Annotated in this window: 15 protein-coding genes; 10 read left to right on the forward strand and 5 right to left on the reverse strand. The window is 44.5% G+C overall.

The genetic code is table 11. The features are described from left to right. Nucleotides 1-258: 258 nt before the first annotated feature. Together C6G87_RS06265 and C6G87_RS06270 are read right to left on the reverse strand one after the other, a co-directional pair. The gene (locus C6G87_RS06265) at nt 259-549 is read right to left on the reverse strand and encodes a hypothetical protein (protein ID WP_104752669.1); all 291 of its coding nucleotides are present in this window, start codon (nt 547-549) and stop codon (nt 259-261) included. Next, nucleotides 549-2,315: an ATP-binding cassette domain-containing protein gene (locus tag C6G87_RS06270; protein ID WP_104752670.1), complete on the reverse strand. Its 1,767-nt coding sequence runs from the start codon at nt 2,313-2,315 to the stop codon at nt 549-551. The genes C6G87_RS06265 and C6G87_RS06270 overlap by 1 nt, the downstream gene beginning before the upstream one ends. A gap of 66 nt (nt 2,316-2,381) precedes the next feature. On the opposite strand from C6G87_RS06270, the gene gatA reads away from it, so the two are divergent. The 10 genes from gatA to C6G87_RS06320 all read left to right on the forward strand — a co-directional run bounded on the left by gatA (nt 2,382) and on the right by C6G87_RS06320 (nt 14,091). Next, nucleotides 2,382-3,728: an Asp-tRNA(Asn)/Glu-tRNA(Gln) amidotransferase subunit GatA gene (gatA, locus tag C6G87_RS06275; RefSeq protein WP_104752681.1), complete on the forward strand. Its 1,347-nt coding sequence runs from the start codon at nt 2,382-2,384 to the stop codon at nt 3,726-3,728. Nucleotides 3,729-3,730: 2 nt separating this feature from the next. Further along, on the forward strand, nt 3,731-5,176 hold the full coding sequence (gene guaB / locus C6G87_RS06280; protein WP_104752671.1) for an IMP dehydrogenase: 1,446 nt from the start codon (nt 3,731-3,733) through the stop codon (nt 5,174-5,176). A gap of 11 nt (nt 5,177-5,187) precedes the next feature. Continuing rightward, complete coding sequence (thiS, locus tag C6G87_RS06285; RefSeq protein WP_104752672.1) at nt 5,188-5,388, forward strand: sulfur carrier protein ThiS; 201 nt, start codon at nt 5,188-5,190, stop codon at nt 5,386-5,388. Continuing rightward, entirely contained in the window at nt 5,385-6,137 is a 753-nt protein-coding gene (locus C6G87_RS06290; protein WP_104752673.1) for a UDP-2,3-diacylglucosamine diphosphatase, read from the forward strand. Before thiS ends, C6G87_RS06290 begins: the two co-directional genes overlap by 4 nt. A gap of 37 nt (nt 6,138-6,174) precedes the next feature. Beyond that, a complete protein-coding gene (locus C6G87_RS06295; protein WP_104752674.1) occupies nt 6,175-7,113 on the forward strand; it encodes a chemotaxis protein in 939 nt (312 codons plus the stop codon). A gap of 45 nt (nt 7,114-7,158) precedes the next feature. Continuing rightward, a complete protein-coding gene (locus tag C6G87_RS06300) occupies nt 7,159-9,558 on the forward strand; it encodes a hybrid sensor histidine kinase/response regulator (protein WP_104752675.1) in 2,400 nt (799 codons plus the stop codon). Nucleotides 9,559-9,578: 20 nt separating this feature from the next. Continuing rightward, a complete protein-coding gene (locus C6G87_RS06305) occupies nt 9,579-10,067 on the forward strand; it encodes a chemotaxis protein CheW (RefSeq protein ID WP_104752682.1) in 489 nt (162 codons plus the stop codon). Nucleotides 10,068-10,113: 46 nt separating this feature from the next. Next, nucleotides 10,114-10,437, forward strand: a complete 324-nt coding sequence (locus C6G87_RS09150) for a hypothetical protein (protein WP_104752676.1) — start codon at nt 10,114-10,116, stop codon at nt 10,435-10,437. 185 nt (nt 10,438-10,622) lie between these two features. After that, nucleotides 10,623-12,143 carry a methyl-accepting chemotaxis protein gene (locus C6G87_RS09065; protein ID WP_158653116.1) on the forward strand — a complete coding sequence of 507 codons (1,521 nt, stop codon included), beginning with the start codon at nt 10,623-10,625 and terminating at the stop codon, nt 12,141-12,143. 13 nt (nt 12,144-12,156) lie between these two features. After that, complete coding sequence (locus C6G87_RS06320) at nt 12,157-14,091, forward strand: transglycosylase domain-containing protein (RefSeq protein WP_104752683.1); 1,935 nt, start codon at nt 12,157-12,159, stop codon at nt 14,089-14,091. Nucleotides 14,092-14,171: 80 nt separating this feature from the next. Here C6G87_RS06320 and C6G87_RS06325 read toward each other — a convergent pair whose 3' ends face one another. From C6G87_RS06325 to C6G87_RS06335, 3 genes are all read right to left on the reverse strand, one after another. Beyond that, nucleotides 14,172-15,608 (reverse strand): Do family serine endopeptidase, encoded by a 1,437-nt coding sequence (locus tag C6G87_RS06325; RefSeq protein ID WP_104752678.1) that lies wholly within the window; start codon nt 15,606-15,608, stop codon nt 14,172-14,174. Between the two features lie 61 nt (nt 15,609-15,669). Next, the gene (locus tag C6G87_RS06330; protein WP_104752679.1) at nt 15,670-17,100 is read right to left on the reverse strand and encodes an amino acid permease; all 1,431 of its coding nucleotides are present in this window, start codon (nt 17,098-17,100) and stop codon (nt 15,670-15,672) included. A 136-nt stretch (nt 17,101-17,236) separates the two neighbouring features. Then, nucleotides 17,237-17,674, reverse strand: a complete 438-nt coding sequence (locus C6G87_RS06335; RefSeq protein WP_104752680.1) for a copper resistance protein CopD — start codon at nt 17,672-17,674, stop codon at nt 17,237-17,239. Nucleotides 17,675-17,945: the final 271 nt, after the last annotated feature.

Raw genomic sequence — 17,945 nt, forward strand, 5'->3', positions numbered from 1 at the left:
GGGATTAGGGATTAGGGATTCTTGCAAAAAACACCTAAAAAATTTCTTAAGAATAGATCAGTGCTAACAACCGCACTAGAGAAGATCAGGGAAGATTGAAGGTTTTAAGCAACACACCCTCCTCCACTCACCACAAGTGCGGTGGCTCTATTGTTTTGGTAGGTTGCATTAATGACCCCTATGGCTAAAAGCGATAAAACCGATTAAGTGCGCTAAAAAAGTCTAGCAAAAAATCGCTAGACAAAAGAGCGTAAAGCTTTAGGCAAACAAGACTACAACGCCTAAGCTAGCACCCACCACCCCTAACGAAGACGTGCCTAAAAATGCTCTTTTTCTGCCATATTTTTGAAAGATGGATGCTGAAAAGCACACCGCCACAAACGCCCCCGTAAGGGTCGTAGTAATGGGCAGAGTAGCTAGAGTGGCGTGCCCTAAAAGCCTTTGACCTGCCAATGTGCTACTAGTGCTACTAAATGTGAGCAGAGAAACCACTACACCACTAACTACCTGCCCCAAGCGTAAAAAGAAAATATTTTTGTTGAGAAACATTAAGCTTTGCTATCATCCCTTAAACTCTCTCTATACAGCCTAGCAAACAAGCCCTTTTGGCTTAGCAGAGTGTCAAAATCGCCCCGTTCAACCAAGCGCCCTGCATCTAAGACAAGAATCTCATGGGCATTTTTAGCGCTTGCAATATGGTGTGTGATGAGGATCGCCATTTTGTCCTCTATCATTTTAAAGATAAAATTTAAAAAGTCTTTTTGGGCGATGGGGTCAATGGCACTTGAGGGCTCATCTAAAATCATGCAAGAACTTGCTTTTAAAAAGGCTCTCAAAGTGGCTAGGCTTTGCTTTTGCCCCCCTGAAAAATCCTGCCCATTGTATTGGATACCAAAAATATCTCTCCCAAATTGCGCCAAAAGCTCTTTAGTGGATTCTAGAAGACTTAAGGCGCGTTCTTGAGTGGCTAGTTGGACTGGACTAGGCTGGGTTTGCATAAAAATATTCTCTTCAAGACTATAGCCCGCGTAGAAAGAAAAATCTTGAAAAATAGCGCTGAGTTGTTGGCGGTAGCTTTTGAGATCTAAATCTCTTAATAAATAGCGCTGGTTGATAATGATCTCTCCTGAGCTAGGCGCATAAAAACCCATCAATAACTTGATTAAAGTGCTTTTACCGCTCGCGTTCTTGCCCACGATGGCATAAATTTTAGACGCGCTAAAGGCGCAATTGATATTGTGCAAGACCTGTTTGTTTTGGTAAGAAAAACACACCTCCTTAAAGCGGATATGCGTGATGACTTCTTCTAACACCTGCTTTTTTTCTGGTTGATCTTGGGTGTCTAAAAGTGCAAAATAGTTTTTAAAATAGGTGTTGATCACAAAAAACCACCGCCCAAAGAGAGCCAAGTCCTCTAATTGTTGGTTAGCCATGCTAAAGGCTTGGATATACCCAGCCACAGCCCCCACGCCCACACTCTTAGCCAACAAGATAGCAATCACAAAAAACAAGAGACTCGCGTTAAATAGAGCCACCAAGATATTTAAAAACAGGCTATGGATCAGTTGTTTTTGGTAGATATTTGTGAAAGATTTGAGATACTCCCTCTTTTTCAAAGTGAAGTCTATTTTAAAGGCGGCGATGAAGTTGAACAAGAGATTGTCTTTATTCTTCGCGCTGTCTAAGCCATGTTGTAAGTAGTTTTGCAGGGCTTCTTTTTGATCTTGCAAAGAATCTAATTCTTGGCTGTGTTTCTTGGCGATATGGTTAGAAAGCAAGAGGCTAGGGGTACTTGCCAAGAGCATCACAAAGGGTAGGTAGAGACTAATAGAGCCAAGCACCACAAAAAGAGAGATCAAGCCAATGAGGCGTTGCGCATTGAAAAAGAGATTATTGACATAGTTAAGCGGTCTGATGTGCAAACCATTTTTCAGGGTATTGATTTGTACACTGCGCTCTTTATCCTCTAAAAAACTTAGATGAGTGGTTGTCTCTAGTTTGTCCGCTAGCTTGCTCAAGATATGCATAGAAAACTCTTCAGCAATCAAGGTTTGCAAGTGGGCTAAGGCTTGGGCACACACATGCGATCCCAACAACACCAAAGCCCCTAAAGACAAAATCTCTATTAGAGGTTTGTATTCTAAGCTTTTATGTTGCAACATCCACGCGATAAGGTTGATAAGCTTGATGGTAATGGCGACACTCAAGGAGGGGAGCGCGCCCACCAACAAGACCAAACCCAAAGCATAGCCCATGCGTTTTGGCGCGCTTTGGCACAACTCAAAGAAAGTGCGTAGGGGGACTAGGCGATCCATTAGAGGATTATAGAGAGTTTTTACCCGACATCTGCTAAAATGCGCCCTAAAACCATTAGGATCGCCATGCTAACTCTAGAAGAAGCTTTAAAACTCCCTGCTCAAGCCCTAGAAGAATACAAACACGAACTGACCCAAGAGGTGCTAAAAAAACCTGAGCTCAACGCCTATATCCGCCCCCCTAAGTCCAGTGGCGCGGGCGTGCCCATTTTGATCAAGGACAATATCAATGTGCAGGGTTGGGAGATCACTTGTGCTAGCCAAATTCTACAGGGCTATATCGCCCCCTACAACGCGACCGCTATTGAGCGCCTCCACCAACATGGCATGTGCGCCTTTGGGCTGGGCAATATGGACGAGTTTGCCATGGGGAGCACTAGCGAATCTAGCTGTTATGGACCTAGCAAGAATCCCAAAGACACCAACCATGTACCCGGGGGGAGCTCTGGGGGGTGTGCGAGCGCGGTCGCTGGGGGGGTAGCCATTGCGGCATTGGGGAGTGATACGGGCGGTTCGATTCGCCAGCCAGCAAGTTATTGTGGTTGTGTGGGGCTCAAACCCACTTACGGGCGGGTGAGTCGGTATGGTTTAGTGGCTTATAGTTCTAGTTTGGATCAGATCGGTCCCATTACCCAAAATGTGCGCGATAGCGCGCTTTTATTGGATGCCATTAGCGGGCATGATAGCAAAGACTCCACCAGTGTAGCCCTAGAACCTAGCCAAACTTTTAAACACCTAAACCCTAAGGCGCGGGTGCGTGTCGGGGTCTTGTATGAGAGTCTCAAGGACGCAAGCCCTGAAGTGCAAGAGGCTTATTGGCATTGTGCGCAGGTTTTAGAGAAAATGGGGCACACTTTAGTACCCCAAAGCATGGGCGATCACAAACACCACATCGCGGCTTATTATATTTTGAGCACCGCGGAGGCGAGCTCTAATCTTGCACGCTTTGATGGGGTGCGCTATGGACGGCGTGTAGAGGGGCGCGATCTCAAAGAGCTCTACATTAAAACCCGCTCGCAAGGTTTTGGCGCAGAGGTCAAACGGCGGATCATGTTAGGCAATTTTGTACTGAGTAGCGGGTATTATGAAGCCTATTATCTCAAGGCGCTTAAAGCGCGCGCGCATATCGTGCACGAATACAAAAAACTCTTTGAGAGCGCAGATGTGATCCTAGCCCCCGTTGCGCCCTCAAGCGCGCCCAAATTCAACGCGCATGCCAGCCCCCTAGAAATGTATTTGAGCGATATTTACACCGTGGGGGTGAATCTAGCCGGGTTGCCCGCGATTTCCCTGCCCGTTGCCTACCATGGCAATTTGCCCATTGGGATGCAACTCATCGGGCGCACTTTTGAAGAACAGAGTATTTTGGATGTCGCCTATGGCTTAGAAGAAGTCTTAGAATTGAAAGGATAGGTATGCAACTCTTAAAAACAGCCCTCACCTTTGAAGATGTGTTGCTGGTGCCCGCTTATTCGGAGGTGTTGCCCAAAGAGGTCAGCGTGGCTTCTAAACTCAGTACCCATATTAACTTGAATATCCCCTTTGTGAGCGCGGCGATGGACACGGTAACCGAGTTTGACACCGCCATCGCGATGGCGCGCCTTGGGGGCATAGGGATCATCCATAAAAATATGGACATTGAGGCGCAAGTGCAACAAGTGCTTAAGGTCAAAAAGAGTGAGAGCGGGGTGATTCATGACCCTATTTACATCCATGCGGAGGCTTCTTTAGGGGAGGCTAAGGCGATTGCAGACAACTACAAAATTTCAGGTGTGCCCGTGATCGACTCGCATGGGGTCTTGATTGGGATTTTAACCAATAGAGACATGCGCTTTGAGACCGATTGGAGCAAGAAGGTGGGTGCGTTGATGACCAAAGCCCCCTTGATCACCGCCCCTGTGGGGGTGAGCTTGGATCAAGCCCAAGCCATCATGCATGAACATAAAATTGAAAAACTCCCTCTAGTGGACGCTCATAATGTACTCAAAGGGCTCATCACTATTAAAGACATCCAAAAGCGCATTGAATACCCTCATGCCAATAAGGACGCTTACGGGCGTTTGCGCGTGGGCGCAGCCATCGGGGCTAACCACATGGATCGCGCCCGCGCCTTGGTCAAAGCGGGGGTAGATGTGTTGGTACTAGATAGCGCGCATGGGCATTCGCGCAATGTGATTAGCACTTTAGAGGCGATTAAAAAAGAGCTAGAAATAGATGTGGTGGTGGGCAATGTGGTAACCGCCCAAGCCACTAAAGACTTGATTAGCGCGGGGGCAGATGGGGTGAAGGTGGGCATTGGTCCGGGGAGTATTTGCACCACGCGTATTGTGGCTGGAGTGGGCATGCCCCAAATCAGCGCGATCGATGTGTGTTATCAAGAAGCCAAGCAACACAATATCCCCGTGATTGCCGATGGGGGGATCAAGTATTCAGGCGATGTGGCTAAGGCGTTGGCGGTGGGCGCCTCCTGTGTGATGGTGGGGAGTTTGATCGCTGGCACTTTAGAGTCCCCGGGGGACACTTTAATCTATCAGGGCAGGCAGTATAAGAGTTATCGGGGCATGGGGAGCATTGGGGCGATGAGTAAGGGGAGTTCGGATCGCTATTTTCAAGAGGGGCTAGCTTCTGAAAAACTTGTCCCTGAAGGCATTGAGGGGCGCGTGCCCTATCGGGGTAAAATTGCAGATATTCTCTACCAATTGGTGGGGGGTTTGCGTTCTTCTATGGGCTATTTGGGCGCGCCAGACATCCCTACACTCACCCAAAACGCGCAATTTGTGCAAATCACCGCTGCGGGTTTGAGAGAGTCTCATGTGCACGATGTGGACATCACCAAAGAAGCCCCCAATTACCACACCTAAAAAGGAGAATTATGCAAGTGATCATCAATGGGCAATCAAGGCAGTTTGAAGGGGTGTTGAATATCCAAAGCCTCATAGAGCAATTAGGAATCGACTCGCGAGTGTGTGCGGTGGCGCGCAATAGTGTCGTGGTCAAAAAAGAGGACTGGGCACACACCATGCTAGAAGACAACGATCGTTTAGAGTGCTTGCAATTCATGGGGGGAGGGTGAATCTTGCGTCCTATCCCACCCTTTCTAGCGAGGCGATTTTCATCGCAGACGCGCACCACAAGCCAGATAGCCCCGCTCTCCCCCTTTTTTTAGATCAGCTCTCAAAAACCCCCCCCAAGCAGGTTTTTTTGATGGGGGATATTTTTCATATTTTAGTGGGCAAGATAGCTAGCACACTAACACCCCACCGCGCCATTTTGGAGAAAATCCACGCGTTGAGTAAAATAACCCAAGTTTTCTACTTTGAGGGCAATCACGATCTAGGCTTGGGTGCGCTAAAAGCATTCCAGCATGTGCGGATCTATCCTCGATCGCACCAACCCGCTTTTTTTCTCTATCAAGATCGTCTTTTCTCTCTAGCGCATGGGGATCTCTTTGTGGGACGCGGGTATGAGTGCTATATCCGCTTTTTAAACCATGCTTGGACGCTTAAGGTGTTAGCGAGCCTAGATGCGCTCTTGCCCCGTGTATACCCGCATATCCAGCACCACATCGATGCCAAATCCATTAGACTTTTGGATGTAAAAGACTTTGCCCACTTCGCCCAAAAACGCCTAGCCCTTTATGCCCAGCACGCCCAAGAGCAGGGCATAACCCAGTGGGGCGGGGTGATTGAGGGGCATTTTCACGCTGGGGCATGCTACTATGATACCCACACGCAGGGGTGTTATTACAGCTTGCCCTGCTTTTACCGCACGCAAAACGCACCTACTCTACAGACATGTATGTCTGAAATGTTGCAAAATTAGGGTAAAATTTAAGGGTAAAACCACTATGGGATATGGCATGACCGAGCAAAGTTTGGATACTGCTTTAAATTTGGGTGAGATTGAGCTGGTGGATTTTCGCATTTTTGGTTTGCAGTCCGATCAGCCCTATGAAGGGATTTATGGGATCAATGTTTCTAAGGTGCAAGAAATCATCATGATGCCTGAAATCTTTGAGTTTCCCACCCACTTAGATTATGTCGTGGGGGTTTTTGATTTGCGATCTATTGTGATGCCTCTCATCGATCTTTCCGTGTGGCTGGGGATTGTGGAAGACACCGCGCGCATTGAGGAAAAGGTGGTGGTGATTACCGAATTTAGTAATGTCAAGATGGGCTTCATTGTGCACGAAGCCAAACGCATTAGGCGCATTAGCTGGAGTGATGTCAAGCCTGCCGTTTTTAGCACGCATAGCAATGCTGGCAAGGATCGTATCACAGGAACAACCAAAATCGAGGGAGAGCAGACCTTGCTGATCTTGGATTTGGAAAGTATCCTGAACGATTTTGAGTTGCATGTGGAGCATACCTCTAGAGACACCCTTAAAAAGCAACATACGAAGAAATTTGAGGGGACGGCACTATTTTTGGACGACAGCAAGGCTGCACGCAAGATTATCAAAAGTACCCTCACGCAACTAGGCTTTGATGTGGTGGAAGCGGTGGATGGAGAGGACGGATTAGCTAAGTTGGAGCAGCTCTATGCCCAGCATGGAGAGAATTTGAACCGCATACTCAAGCTCATCGTTTCGGATGTAGAGATGCCTAAAATGGACGGCTATAACTTTTTTTCTAAAATCCAAGAGGACATGCGCTTTGCCGATATTCCCGTATTATTTAACTCTTCTATCTGCGACGATTACAGCGCGCAAAAGGCTTTGGATTTGGGCGTGAAAGGCTACTTGGTGAAGTTTGACGCCAATCGTTTTGCAGAGGAAGTGGCTAAAATTCTAGGATAAGCTAAATCCTGTATAATTGAATCAAACTTAAGCAAAGGGGCTAGTATGGATGATATGCGCGAGATCATGGAAGACTTCTTAGTCGAAGCCTTCGAAATGAACGAACAGCTTGACCAAGACTTGGTGGAGTTGGAACACACTCCCCAAGATTTGGATTTGCTCAATCGCATTTTTAGGGTGGCGCACACTATTAAGGGTTCAAGCTCCTTTCTCAATCTAGACACCCTTACGCATTTGACCCATAACATGGAAGATGTGCTCAATCGCGCACGCAAGAACGAGCTACAAATTACCCCCGATATAATGGATGTTGTGTTGCGCTCAGTAGACATGATGAAAACCTTGTTGGTAACGATTCGCAACACTGGTTCTGATGCCAATGCTGGACTGGATATTTCAGGCATTGTTAAAGAGTTGCAGGCTATTGCACAGAGCAATCCTGAGAGTGCTGAGGAAACCACGCCTGAGGTGGCCACGACCTCTGCTCAAGAAAATATACCCACCCAAAGCGCACAAACCCCACAGCCGCCTCCAGAGTCTACTCCTAATACAGATAATCCTCTAGCGGGAGAACCGGAGGCAGATTATGCCAATATGAGTCCTCAGGAGGTAGAAAAAGAGATCGAACGCTTGTTAAAGATTCGTCAAGAAGCAGACAAAGCCCGCCGCGCCCAGAAAAAAGAAGAGGCAACGAAAACCTCTCCGCTTTCTGCTTCTAGGACCTCAGAATCTTCCATACCTAAAGTTGCCCCCGCTAAAGTTGCAAGCGCAGCTAATAAGAGTCCTAAAAAGGATCAGGATAAATCGGTGGCACTTGGAGTAGAGCAAACCGTACGCGTGGATGTGCGCCGTTTGGATCACTTGATGAATCTTATTGGGGAGTTGGTACTAGGGAAAAACCGCCTGATTCGCATTTACGGCGATGTGGAAGAACGCTATGATGGGGAAAAATTCTTAGAAGAGCTCAATCAGGTGGTGTCTTCCATTTCAGCCGTAACCACAGATTTGCAGCTCGCTGTGATGAAAACGCGTATGCAGCCCATCGGCAAGGTGTTTAACAAATTCCCGCGCATGGTGCGCGATTTAAGTCGCGAATTGGGCAAGAGCATCGAGCTTGTCATTGATGGGGAAGAGACTGAATTAGATAAATCCATTGTCGAAGAAATTGGCGATCCCTTGATTCACATTATCCGCAACTCCTGTGATCATGGTATTGAAAAGCCCGAAGATCGTAAGATGTTGGGTAAACCCGAGACGGGGCGCGTGGAGTTGAGTGCCTATAATGAGGGCAATCACATCGTAATTAAGATTACAGACGATGGGGCGGGGCTTGATCCAGATAAGCTTAAAGAAAAGGCTATTGAAAAAGGTGTGATCACTGAACGCGATGCAGCTAGTATGACCGATAAAGAGGCGTTAAATATCATCTTCAAGCCCGGCTTTTCTACAGCTAAGACACTTAGCAATGTTTCTGGGCGTGGTGTAGGGATGGATGTTGTTAAAACCAATATTGAAAAGCTCAATGGAATCATTGAATTAGAATCTGAAGTGGGGATTAAGACCACACAAAAACTCAAAATCCCCTTAACCTTAGCGATTATCCAAGCTTTGTTAGTGGGTGTACAAGAAGAGTACTACGCCATCCCCCTTTCTTCTGTGTTGGAGACCGTGCGCATCAGTCAGGATGAGATTTATAGCGTAGATGGTAAAAGCGTATTGCGTTTACGCGATGAAGTGCTATCTCTCGTGCGTTTAGCTGATATTTTTAAAGTCGATGCAATTTTGGAAACCTCTAGGGAGGTTTATGTTGTAATTATTGGGCTAGCTGATCAAAAAATTGGAGTGATTGTAGATTACCTGATCGGACAAGAGGAGGTGGTGATCAAGTCCTTGGGCTATTATCTCAAGAGTACGAAGGGGATTGCTGGAGCCACGGTGCGCGGAGATGGCAAGATCACTTTGATTGTGGATGTGGGCACGATGATGGAAATGGCTAAAAATGTGAAGGTAAATGTGAATCACCTTATTGATCAAGCCCAACATTCCAATGCTAAAAATGCGCCTAGCGATTATATTGTGTTGGCGATCGATGATAGCAGTACGGATCGCGCTATGATGCGCAAATCTTTAAAACCTTTAGGGGTAACCGTGATCGAAGCTACCAATGGTGTAGAGGGGCTAGAAATGGTCAAAAACGCGGACAAAGTGCCTGATGCGGTGTTGGTGGATATTGAAATGCCCAAGATGGATGGCTACGCTTTCGCTTCTGAGGTGCGTAAATACAACAAGTTCAAGAATTTGCCCTTGATTGCGGTAACCTCAAGGGTTACAAAGACCGATCGTATTAGAGGAGTGGAGAGTGGCATGACCGAATACATTACCAAACCCTATAGCCCGGAATACTTGGCAAATGTAGTCAAGCGCAGTATTAGATTAGACACATAGGAGAGAGCATGAGAAATGCAATGGCGCTTAAGGAAATTTTTGATAAACAACAGAAAAAGGATGAGATTAAGGTAGAGGATACCGAAGAGATTTTACAATTCATTGGGTTTATCATCGGAAGTGAGGAATATGCCATCCCTATTCTCAATATCTTAGAGATCGTCAAACCCATCGGTTACACTCGTGTGCCTGAGACTCCTAACTATGTCTTGGGGGTGTTTAATTTGCGGGGGAATGTCTTCCCTCTGATTAGTTTGCGCTTGAAATTTGGTCTACCCCCTGAAAAACTCAATAAAGACATGCGCTATTTGGTAGTGCGCCATAATGATCAGATTGCCGGCTTTTACATTGACCGTCTCACAGAGGCAATTAGGATCAAGCAATCTGATATTGACCCCGTGCCTGAAACCCTTTTAGAAAACAACCAACTCATTTTTGGAATTGGTAAACGCGAAGATAAACTTGTATCTATCCTAAAAGTAGAGGAAATCCTAAAAAAAGATTTCTAATGCTAGATTTTCTTGGAGATATTGAAACTAACGCTTGAGGATTGCTATGTTGAGACATGCCAAGATTGGAACTAAGGTATTGTTAGTAATTTGCAGTGTGGTGGGGGTTTCTATCGGAATTTTAGGGTGGCTTATCGGTACTAAAGTACAAAAAGCGATCAAGGAACGCACTGTTGCGCAACTCACAGAAGGTACGGGCGAAGTTGCCGCTAGGCTACAACGCGTCATCAGTCGCACATTTGAACAATTTAATAAATTGAGCACAAAATTATCTAATATTGATCTCACACAAGAAGACCAGCAACTGCAACTGGTTAAGAAATTTTTTTTGAAAGCCCTGATGCCAAGCGCATTAAGATCAGATACATGAATACGCCTCATATAACAAGCATTACTTACAGGCAGGATACCACTTTTAAAACACTGCAAGAGAGGGATTTAAAAGATCCTCTCATAGATTATGTGAGAAATAACAAGACAATTCATAAAAGCCTCGTTTCTTTCCAAATAATTGGTGATAAAAAATACTTTGGCTTCGAGTTAGCATTGCCATTGATGAAAAATAATCAAATGGTCGGCATAGCAAGCGTTTTTTTTGATATTAAAAATATCTTGGTACTTGCTTTTAGGAAAAATAAAGATACTTTTGTACTCCAACAAGATGGGGTGGTTTTAACCACAGGCGATCCTGACCTCGATGTGGAGGCGCAGGGACGTTTTTTAGCCGATGCCAACCCTACTCCTAGTTCGCATATGCTTCAGGATTTTATCCGTCAAAATAAATCAGGACTTCTAAATTACCATACCTTGCGCACCAACCAAACCGTCTTTTTGGTGGTGAGAATCTTTAATATTTGTTCTAAGATTAAAGGTAATAATTCTCATTTTGAATGGGTGGTGGGTAGGTATGTGCCCCAAGAAAAGGTTTATAGCCTTGCCCATGAAATTTATATGCTGATTTTTATCGCTTCCATTTTGATCACAATCATGATCATAGGCATCATCTTGGTACTCATGCGCTATTTTATCAGCCATCCCATTGCCACACTCTCTAGCACCCTAGATTCTTTCTTTAAATTGCTCCATAGCCATGATACCCATAGCAAGGTTATCACTAAGCCTGTTACAAGTTATGATGAGATTGGGATTATGCAACACTCTATCAATGAAAATATCCTAAAAATTCAGGAACGCATTAAAACAGATTCAGCCTGCATGCACAATGTTTCTGCAGTGGTACAAGAGATTAAACAGGGCAATTTTAACCAAACCATCAGTGCAACCCCTGCAAGCGAAGACCTTGTTCAGCTTAAACAATTTTTTAACGAAATGATTGCTTTCTTGCAAGAGCGTATCGGTTTGCATATGCAAAACATCAACGGAGTATTTACTCGTTACCAAGCTTTGGATTTTTCGCAGGGTATTTCCCAACCTTCTGGGGAAATGGAGCGCACTTTAGATGCGCTGGGGATAGAGATTAAGAAAATGTTGCAAACATCATTGCAATTTGCGAGTGCGCTAAATGACGAGTCAAAAAATCTAAAAAGTTGTGTCGATAGTCTTAAAAAGAGCGCTAGTCAGCAAAATCAAAGTTTGATTGCCACTTCTCAATCTATTGCAAATATCATGGCGAATATTCAAGGAATCAGTGTCCAAAGCGAGCAGTTGATTGCTCAAGGTCAAGATATTAAAAATATTGTTGCCATTATTAAAGATATTGCCGATCAAACTAACTTGCTCGCTTTGAACGCCGCAATTGAAGCCGCACGCGCGGGCGAACATGGGCGGGGCTTTGCGGTGGTAGCTGATGAAGTCAGACAACTAGCCGAGCGCACCCAAAAATCTTTGGGCGAAATTGAGAGTAATATTAATGTGCTCGCCCAAAGTATCAATGATACTAACGAGTCTATCAAAGCGCAAGCTCAGAATGTGGAGAGCATTAACATGGCTTTAGATGCATTCAAAGCGGACACAGAGCATAATCTTAGAATCGCCAATATGTCCTTGGAGGTGGGTAATAGCATCGATAAAATCTCTCTGAATATTTTGGAAGACGCGAACAAAAAGAAGTTTTAGAGGCGCGATGCAGATTTTAAAAAAAGTCTTATGGGTGCTGTTCATTTTACCCGTACTTATTGGAGGTGTTGTAGGCGGAGGGTATTTACTATTTCTGTGGGGTGAGGCGGGAACTGAAGTGCAAAAAATTGTGGATTACAAACCCGCTCTAGCTACCAAGATTTTAGACACTAAGGGGCGTTTGATCGCTAATCTCTATGAGAACGAATTTCGTGTTTATACTCATTTTTCAGAAATCCCACCTAAAATGATTGAAGCCTTGCTGGCTGTAGAAGACACTTTGTTTTTTGAGCATAATGGGATCAATTTGGATGCAATTATGCGGGCGTTTCTTAAGAATCTCCGGCACCAAAAATACAGCGAGGGGGGGAGCACGCTCACCCAACAGCTGGTTAAAAATATGCTCTTAACACGCGAAAAAACCTTAGATCGTAAGATCAAAGAGGTTGTGCTCGCCTTGAAATTGGAACAGAAAATCAGTAAGGAAGCAATCTTAGAGCGCTATTTGAATCAAACTTTCTTTGGACATGGTTTTTATGGAGTGAAAACTGCAAGTTTGGGTTATTTTAAAAAACCTCTAAAGGCTTTAACTTTAAAAGAAATTACTATGCTCATGGCTTTGCCACGTGCTCCTTCTTTTTACGATCCCACTAAACATCTAGATTTTTCTCTCACACGCGCTAATAGCATTATCCGCCGTTTGTTCAATTTGGGTTGGATTACCAATGAGGAAATGCAAAGCGCACTCGCAGAAGTTCCTAAAGTCTATCGCACCACAACGACTCAAAATGTTGCTCCCTATGTGGTGGATGAAGTGGTGCGTACTTTGGGTTTTTTGCCCGATCTCAAAACTGGGGGCTATACTATTAAGCTCTTTATCGATCTAGATTATCAAAATCTAGCCCGTGAAGCCTTAGTGCGTGGCTATGAAAATACAATCGCGCGTTTGCGTGAAGATCACGATAGCACTTTAAACGGAGCGATTGTAGTTACTGATACCCACACTGGACATATTCTAGCAATGGTTGGGGGGGTAGATTATGCCAAGAGTTCTTTTAACCGCGCTACACAGACTAAACGCCAGTTTGGAAGCAGCGTTAAACCTTTTATCTATCAAATTGCCTTTGAACATGGACTTTCTAGTGCTTCCTTAATCCCTGATGTGGCGCGCACCTTTAATAGCAACACTGCTAGAAACTGGCGCCCCAAAAATTATAACCGCAAATTTTCCGGATTTATCACGCTTAAAAAAGCGCTTACGAACTCCATCAATCTAGCCACAATTAACCTTGTGGACACGATCGGATTTGACACAATTTATCAGGGTCTAAGCGATTTTGGATTTGCCAACCTACCTAAGAACATGTCTATTGCTTTGGGCAGTTTTGGTATTTCTCCTTTAGAAGCAAGCATGCAATATTCTCTCTTTTCGAACTATGGTACACTTCTAGAACCCGCTTTAATTTCCAGTGTTGTTGACGCACAGGGCAATGCTAAACTGCTTCAAATCACTCCCCCTAAACCCATTCTTTCCAAAGCGCAAACATGGCTCACACTTTCTATTCTTAAAGAAGTTGTAGAAAGAGGTACAGGCACACGTGCACGCGTGCCCGGTATGGAAATAGCAGGCAAAACAGGCACTTCTAATAACTATATCGATGCATGGTTTTGCGGATTTAGTCCTGGTCTACAAACCATTGTATGGTTTGGTAGGGATGATAATAGTAGTATTGGGCATGGTATGGCAGGGGGTGTTGTTGCTGCACCTGTTTTTGCAGATTTTATGCAACACGCCCTGCAAGCTAATCCTGCTCTTGAACGTCATTTTAAGATTCCTGGTGGCGTGATTGCCCAAAGAATCAATGGCGAACTATACTATTCTACCCCAAAGACCCCCATAGAGCAAGGACAGCAACAAGAAGAAACGACAGCTCCCCTCCTTTTTTAAGCATTTTTGGCAGAAATACCACGCAACGAACGCGATGCGTTTGTTCTAGTGGGTAAGCGATCACGATCCTTAGATGCGCGCTACTTGCCCACAATCTGTTTATAAGTACCCAAGCTGGGATCAAAAACCAAAAAGCGCTTAGGTATATTGCGGTACTTGATTAAGGCGCGGTTAAAATCTTCGATGTTATGTACAGCGATTGCTTCAATTTGACTAATAATGTCTCCATGTTTGAAACCGAGCTCTTCTGCCCTAGAATTAGGCTTGACTTCTTGAACAAACACGCCTTGAATTGCCTCAGGAATGCGCATATTCTTACGCATGTTGGGGGTAAGTGCCTGCACCTTCAAGCCACTTAGATCGCCCTGTGAACTTTCATGAGGTGTGGCAGTTTCTCGTCTATTGGGATTTTTGCGTTCGCTTAAAGTAAGTGTTGTGGTGTATTCCTTCTTATCGCGCATGTATTTAAGAGTAATATGTTGGTTGGGAGCAAGAGAGCCAATCAGATTACGCAACTGGGCTGAATCTTTAATCTTTTTGCCATTCACCTCTGTAATTAAATCCCAAATCATCAAACCTGCTTTTTTTGCCGGTGAATCCTTATCAACACTGATCACTACAGCCCCCTCTTTACCATTATAGCTTGTAGCAAGTTCATTGCTAACATCTTGAATCCCCACACCCAAATAGCCCCTATGAATCGTGCCTGTTTTAATGAGTTGAATTACGGTACTCTTGACGGTGTTAGAGGGGATGGCAAAGCCTACGCCATGGTTACCCCCCGTGTTAGAGAGAATAGCTGTATTGATTCCCACTAACCCGCCACGGCTATCAATGAGTGCCCCTCCCGAGTTACCCGGATTAATGGACGCATCAGTTTGAATAAAGTTTTCGTAATTATTAATCCCAATCCCGTTTTTATTAAGTGCAGAGACAATGCCTTGTGTAACGGTTTCACCCACTCCAAAGGGATTCCCGATAGCAAAGACCAAATCGCCTACTAGGATACCACTGCTGTTAGAAAATTTAATGCAGGGCAGTCCAGTTTTATTAATTTTAATCACGGCAAGATCGCCATCTACATCTGTCCCTACCAGTGTTGCTACATATTCTTTATGGCTTCCGGGCAAAGTAACAACAATTTTATCTGCCTTGTCGATTACATGGTTATTGGTGACAATATAACCATCTTGGGAAATAATCACTCCACTACCCAAAGCGCGCTCCACGCGATCCTTAGGAACAGGGTTATAAAAATCGCCAAAGAATTGTTGAAAAAAGGGATCGTTAAAAAGACCCCCACCCATAAAACCGCCCTTTACTTTCTTTTGGGTAGAGATATTGACCACCGCTTTAGTGGCCTCTTTCACCGAGTTGCTATAAGAATAGATGGTGTTAGGGCTATTGTCAGCGCCTACGCGCTTTTGCACCTCTGGCATGTCTTGGATTTGAATGTGCCCTCCTCCAACCACACTCAACGCCATCGCCATCGCCACACTCACCGCTATTAACCGCATTCTAAATTCCTTTGATTGTTTTTGGTCGTCTAAAAGCCCCCATTATACCTAAACTTTTGTTTTAAAGTCCATGTTCGTGTTGGTAACCCCAAGCGTCTTTAGTGAGGTAATAGCCCACATAGCATAAAATGCCATATCCGATAGTTAGATACGCTCCAATACGCTGTTCGGGGTCCATATAAGCTCCAATCACCCCAATAATAGAGCCACTAATACCCACTAACTGGATTAAGGGTAAGAAAGGTGCGCGGTAGGGAAGGTCATTTAGGGATTTACCTGAAGCGACAAATTGTTTTCTAAAGTTATATTGCGCTACACTCACGCTGATCCATACAATGATTACGCTGAAACTAATGATATTAATAAGAGCTTCGATAATCTTTTCGGGGGCAAACTTTTGTGTGAGCATTCCTAAGAGGGTAAAACCCATAGAGAGATACATCGCATAAACGGGTGTGCCTTGCTTATTAAGCTTGGCAAAGATAGGAAAAAACATTTTCTTTTGAGCTAAGCCATAAATCATGCGGCTAGAGGCATAGACACCAGAATTAGCGGTCGAAAGGATTGCTGTGATAATCACAAAATTCATAATATCAGCGGCATAGGGAATCCCCGTTCCTAAGAATGGTAGAGGTATACGCTCTAGAGTACTTACAAAAGGACTTTGCGCAATACTAGAATCGGTCATGGGTAAGAAGACGGAAATGATAATCACAGAGCTTAAAAAGAAGAATACAATACGCCATAAAGTGGCTTTAATGGCTTTAGGCATCACTACACTAGGATCTTTAGCCTCACCTGCAGCCACGCCCACGATTTCTGTACCAGTATAGGCAAAAATCACCGCTAAAATTGCTCCAAAAACGGCATAAGTCCCCTTAGGAAAAAATCCAACTTCAAGCCCCTGTGTAGGGTTTGGATTACTCATATAGAAATTGGCAAAGACGCTCCCTATTCCATGCAAGTAGATTTGATAAATAATACCAATCATACCTAGCACAATAAAAATAAATACGGCCAACACCTTAACTAGGGCTAGAAAAAACTCTCCTTCCGCAAAAATTTTTACTGAAAAAGCATTAAGGGCAAAAATGATAATAATGCAAGCCATCACAAAGTAATAGACGGGCACTTGCGGAAACCAACGCTGCATCAGTAAACCCACCGCAATGTATTCTACCGCCACGGTTACAATCCAGCCTACCCAATACATCCAAAAGACCATGTAGCCCGTGGCTGGTCCAATGAAGCGCGTAGCGTAGTCTCCAAAACTTCCCGTACTAGGGTAGACGCTAGCTAGCTCACCTAAAGAGAGAATGATGGAATAGACAATCACCCCACCTACAATATAGGCAAGCAGTGTACCCAAAGGGCCCGCGTTGGCAATATTGCCCCCCGTGCCTACAAATAACCCCGTGCCAATTGTTCCCCCCAAAGCAATCATTAAAACCTGTCGCAACTTGATATCACGACTCAAATGTTCCTGTTCCATATGCAATGTGCCTTTCTTTAAAGAACGATACTTTTAAAGCGTGCCCGAGCCGTTTTAAATCCGCCTTAAGAAAGCGTGCCAAATAGAAAGCTTTAGATAGCGTGGAGGTAAAGTTGTGTAATGTGTACACATCGTGCTAAATGAACCACATCCATTTTGCACATAGTATAATCCCCACACCAAGGGCAAGCACAAGAGGGTGAATGATAGGGGCTAGAGGATTGGCTTTATGGAACAACTTACATCCCAAAGAAAAAATCACCAGCGCAAAAATCACACAAGCAAGGGCAACCTTGAATAAGAGTACTTGTTGAAAAGGGGTTTGTAGCCACCCTCTTTCTCCCCCCACATAGTTACTTAACATGATCCCCCCTGTTAACAAGAGAAGCAAAACACAGATCGGCATAATTTTGATTGCCCGCGATCCGATTGCCTGCTCAATTTTATTAGCTAACTCGGGCGTAAAGAGTTTTAAGGCACGCGCAAGGATCACAACATCAAAGAAGAGATAACCAAGAAAAATAACAGCACAAGAAAGATGGATAACTAAGGCATAAGGGTAAAGAGCTTGCATGTCCAAACTTTAAAAAAAATTAGTCTCCATTATAGCCTAAAAATAGCCTAAAAGCGTTTTGGTTATTAATGAAAAAGGTTAATGAATGCCATTGTCCAACAATACAATTGCCCAGTGCGAGAGTGGAGAGTGGATTCTGATTCTCTTGTTAAAAATTCAGTGTTTTGCATAATCTCTAATTGCAAAAGCAAAATTTAGAGTTCTCCACTCCCTTTAAGCAACCCCTAAGCTTTACAAAGATAGAATACGCCTTTGCCTAAGCAAATGGGGG

The organism is Helicobacter baculiformis (assembly GCF_900197685.1).
Classification (GTDB): domain Bacteria; phylum Campylobacterota; class Campylobacteria; order Campylobacterales; family Helicobacteraceae; genus Helicobacter; species Helicobacter baculiformis.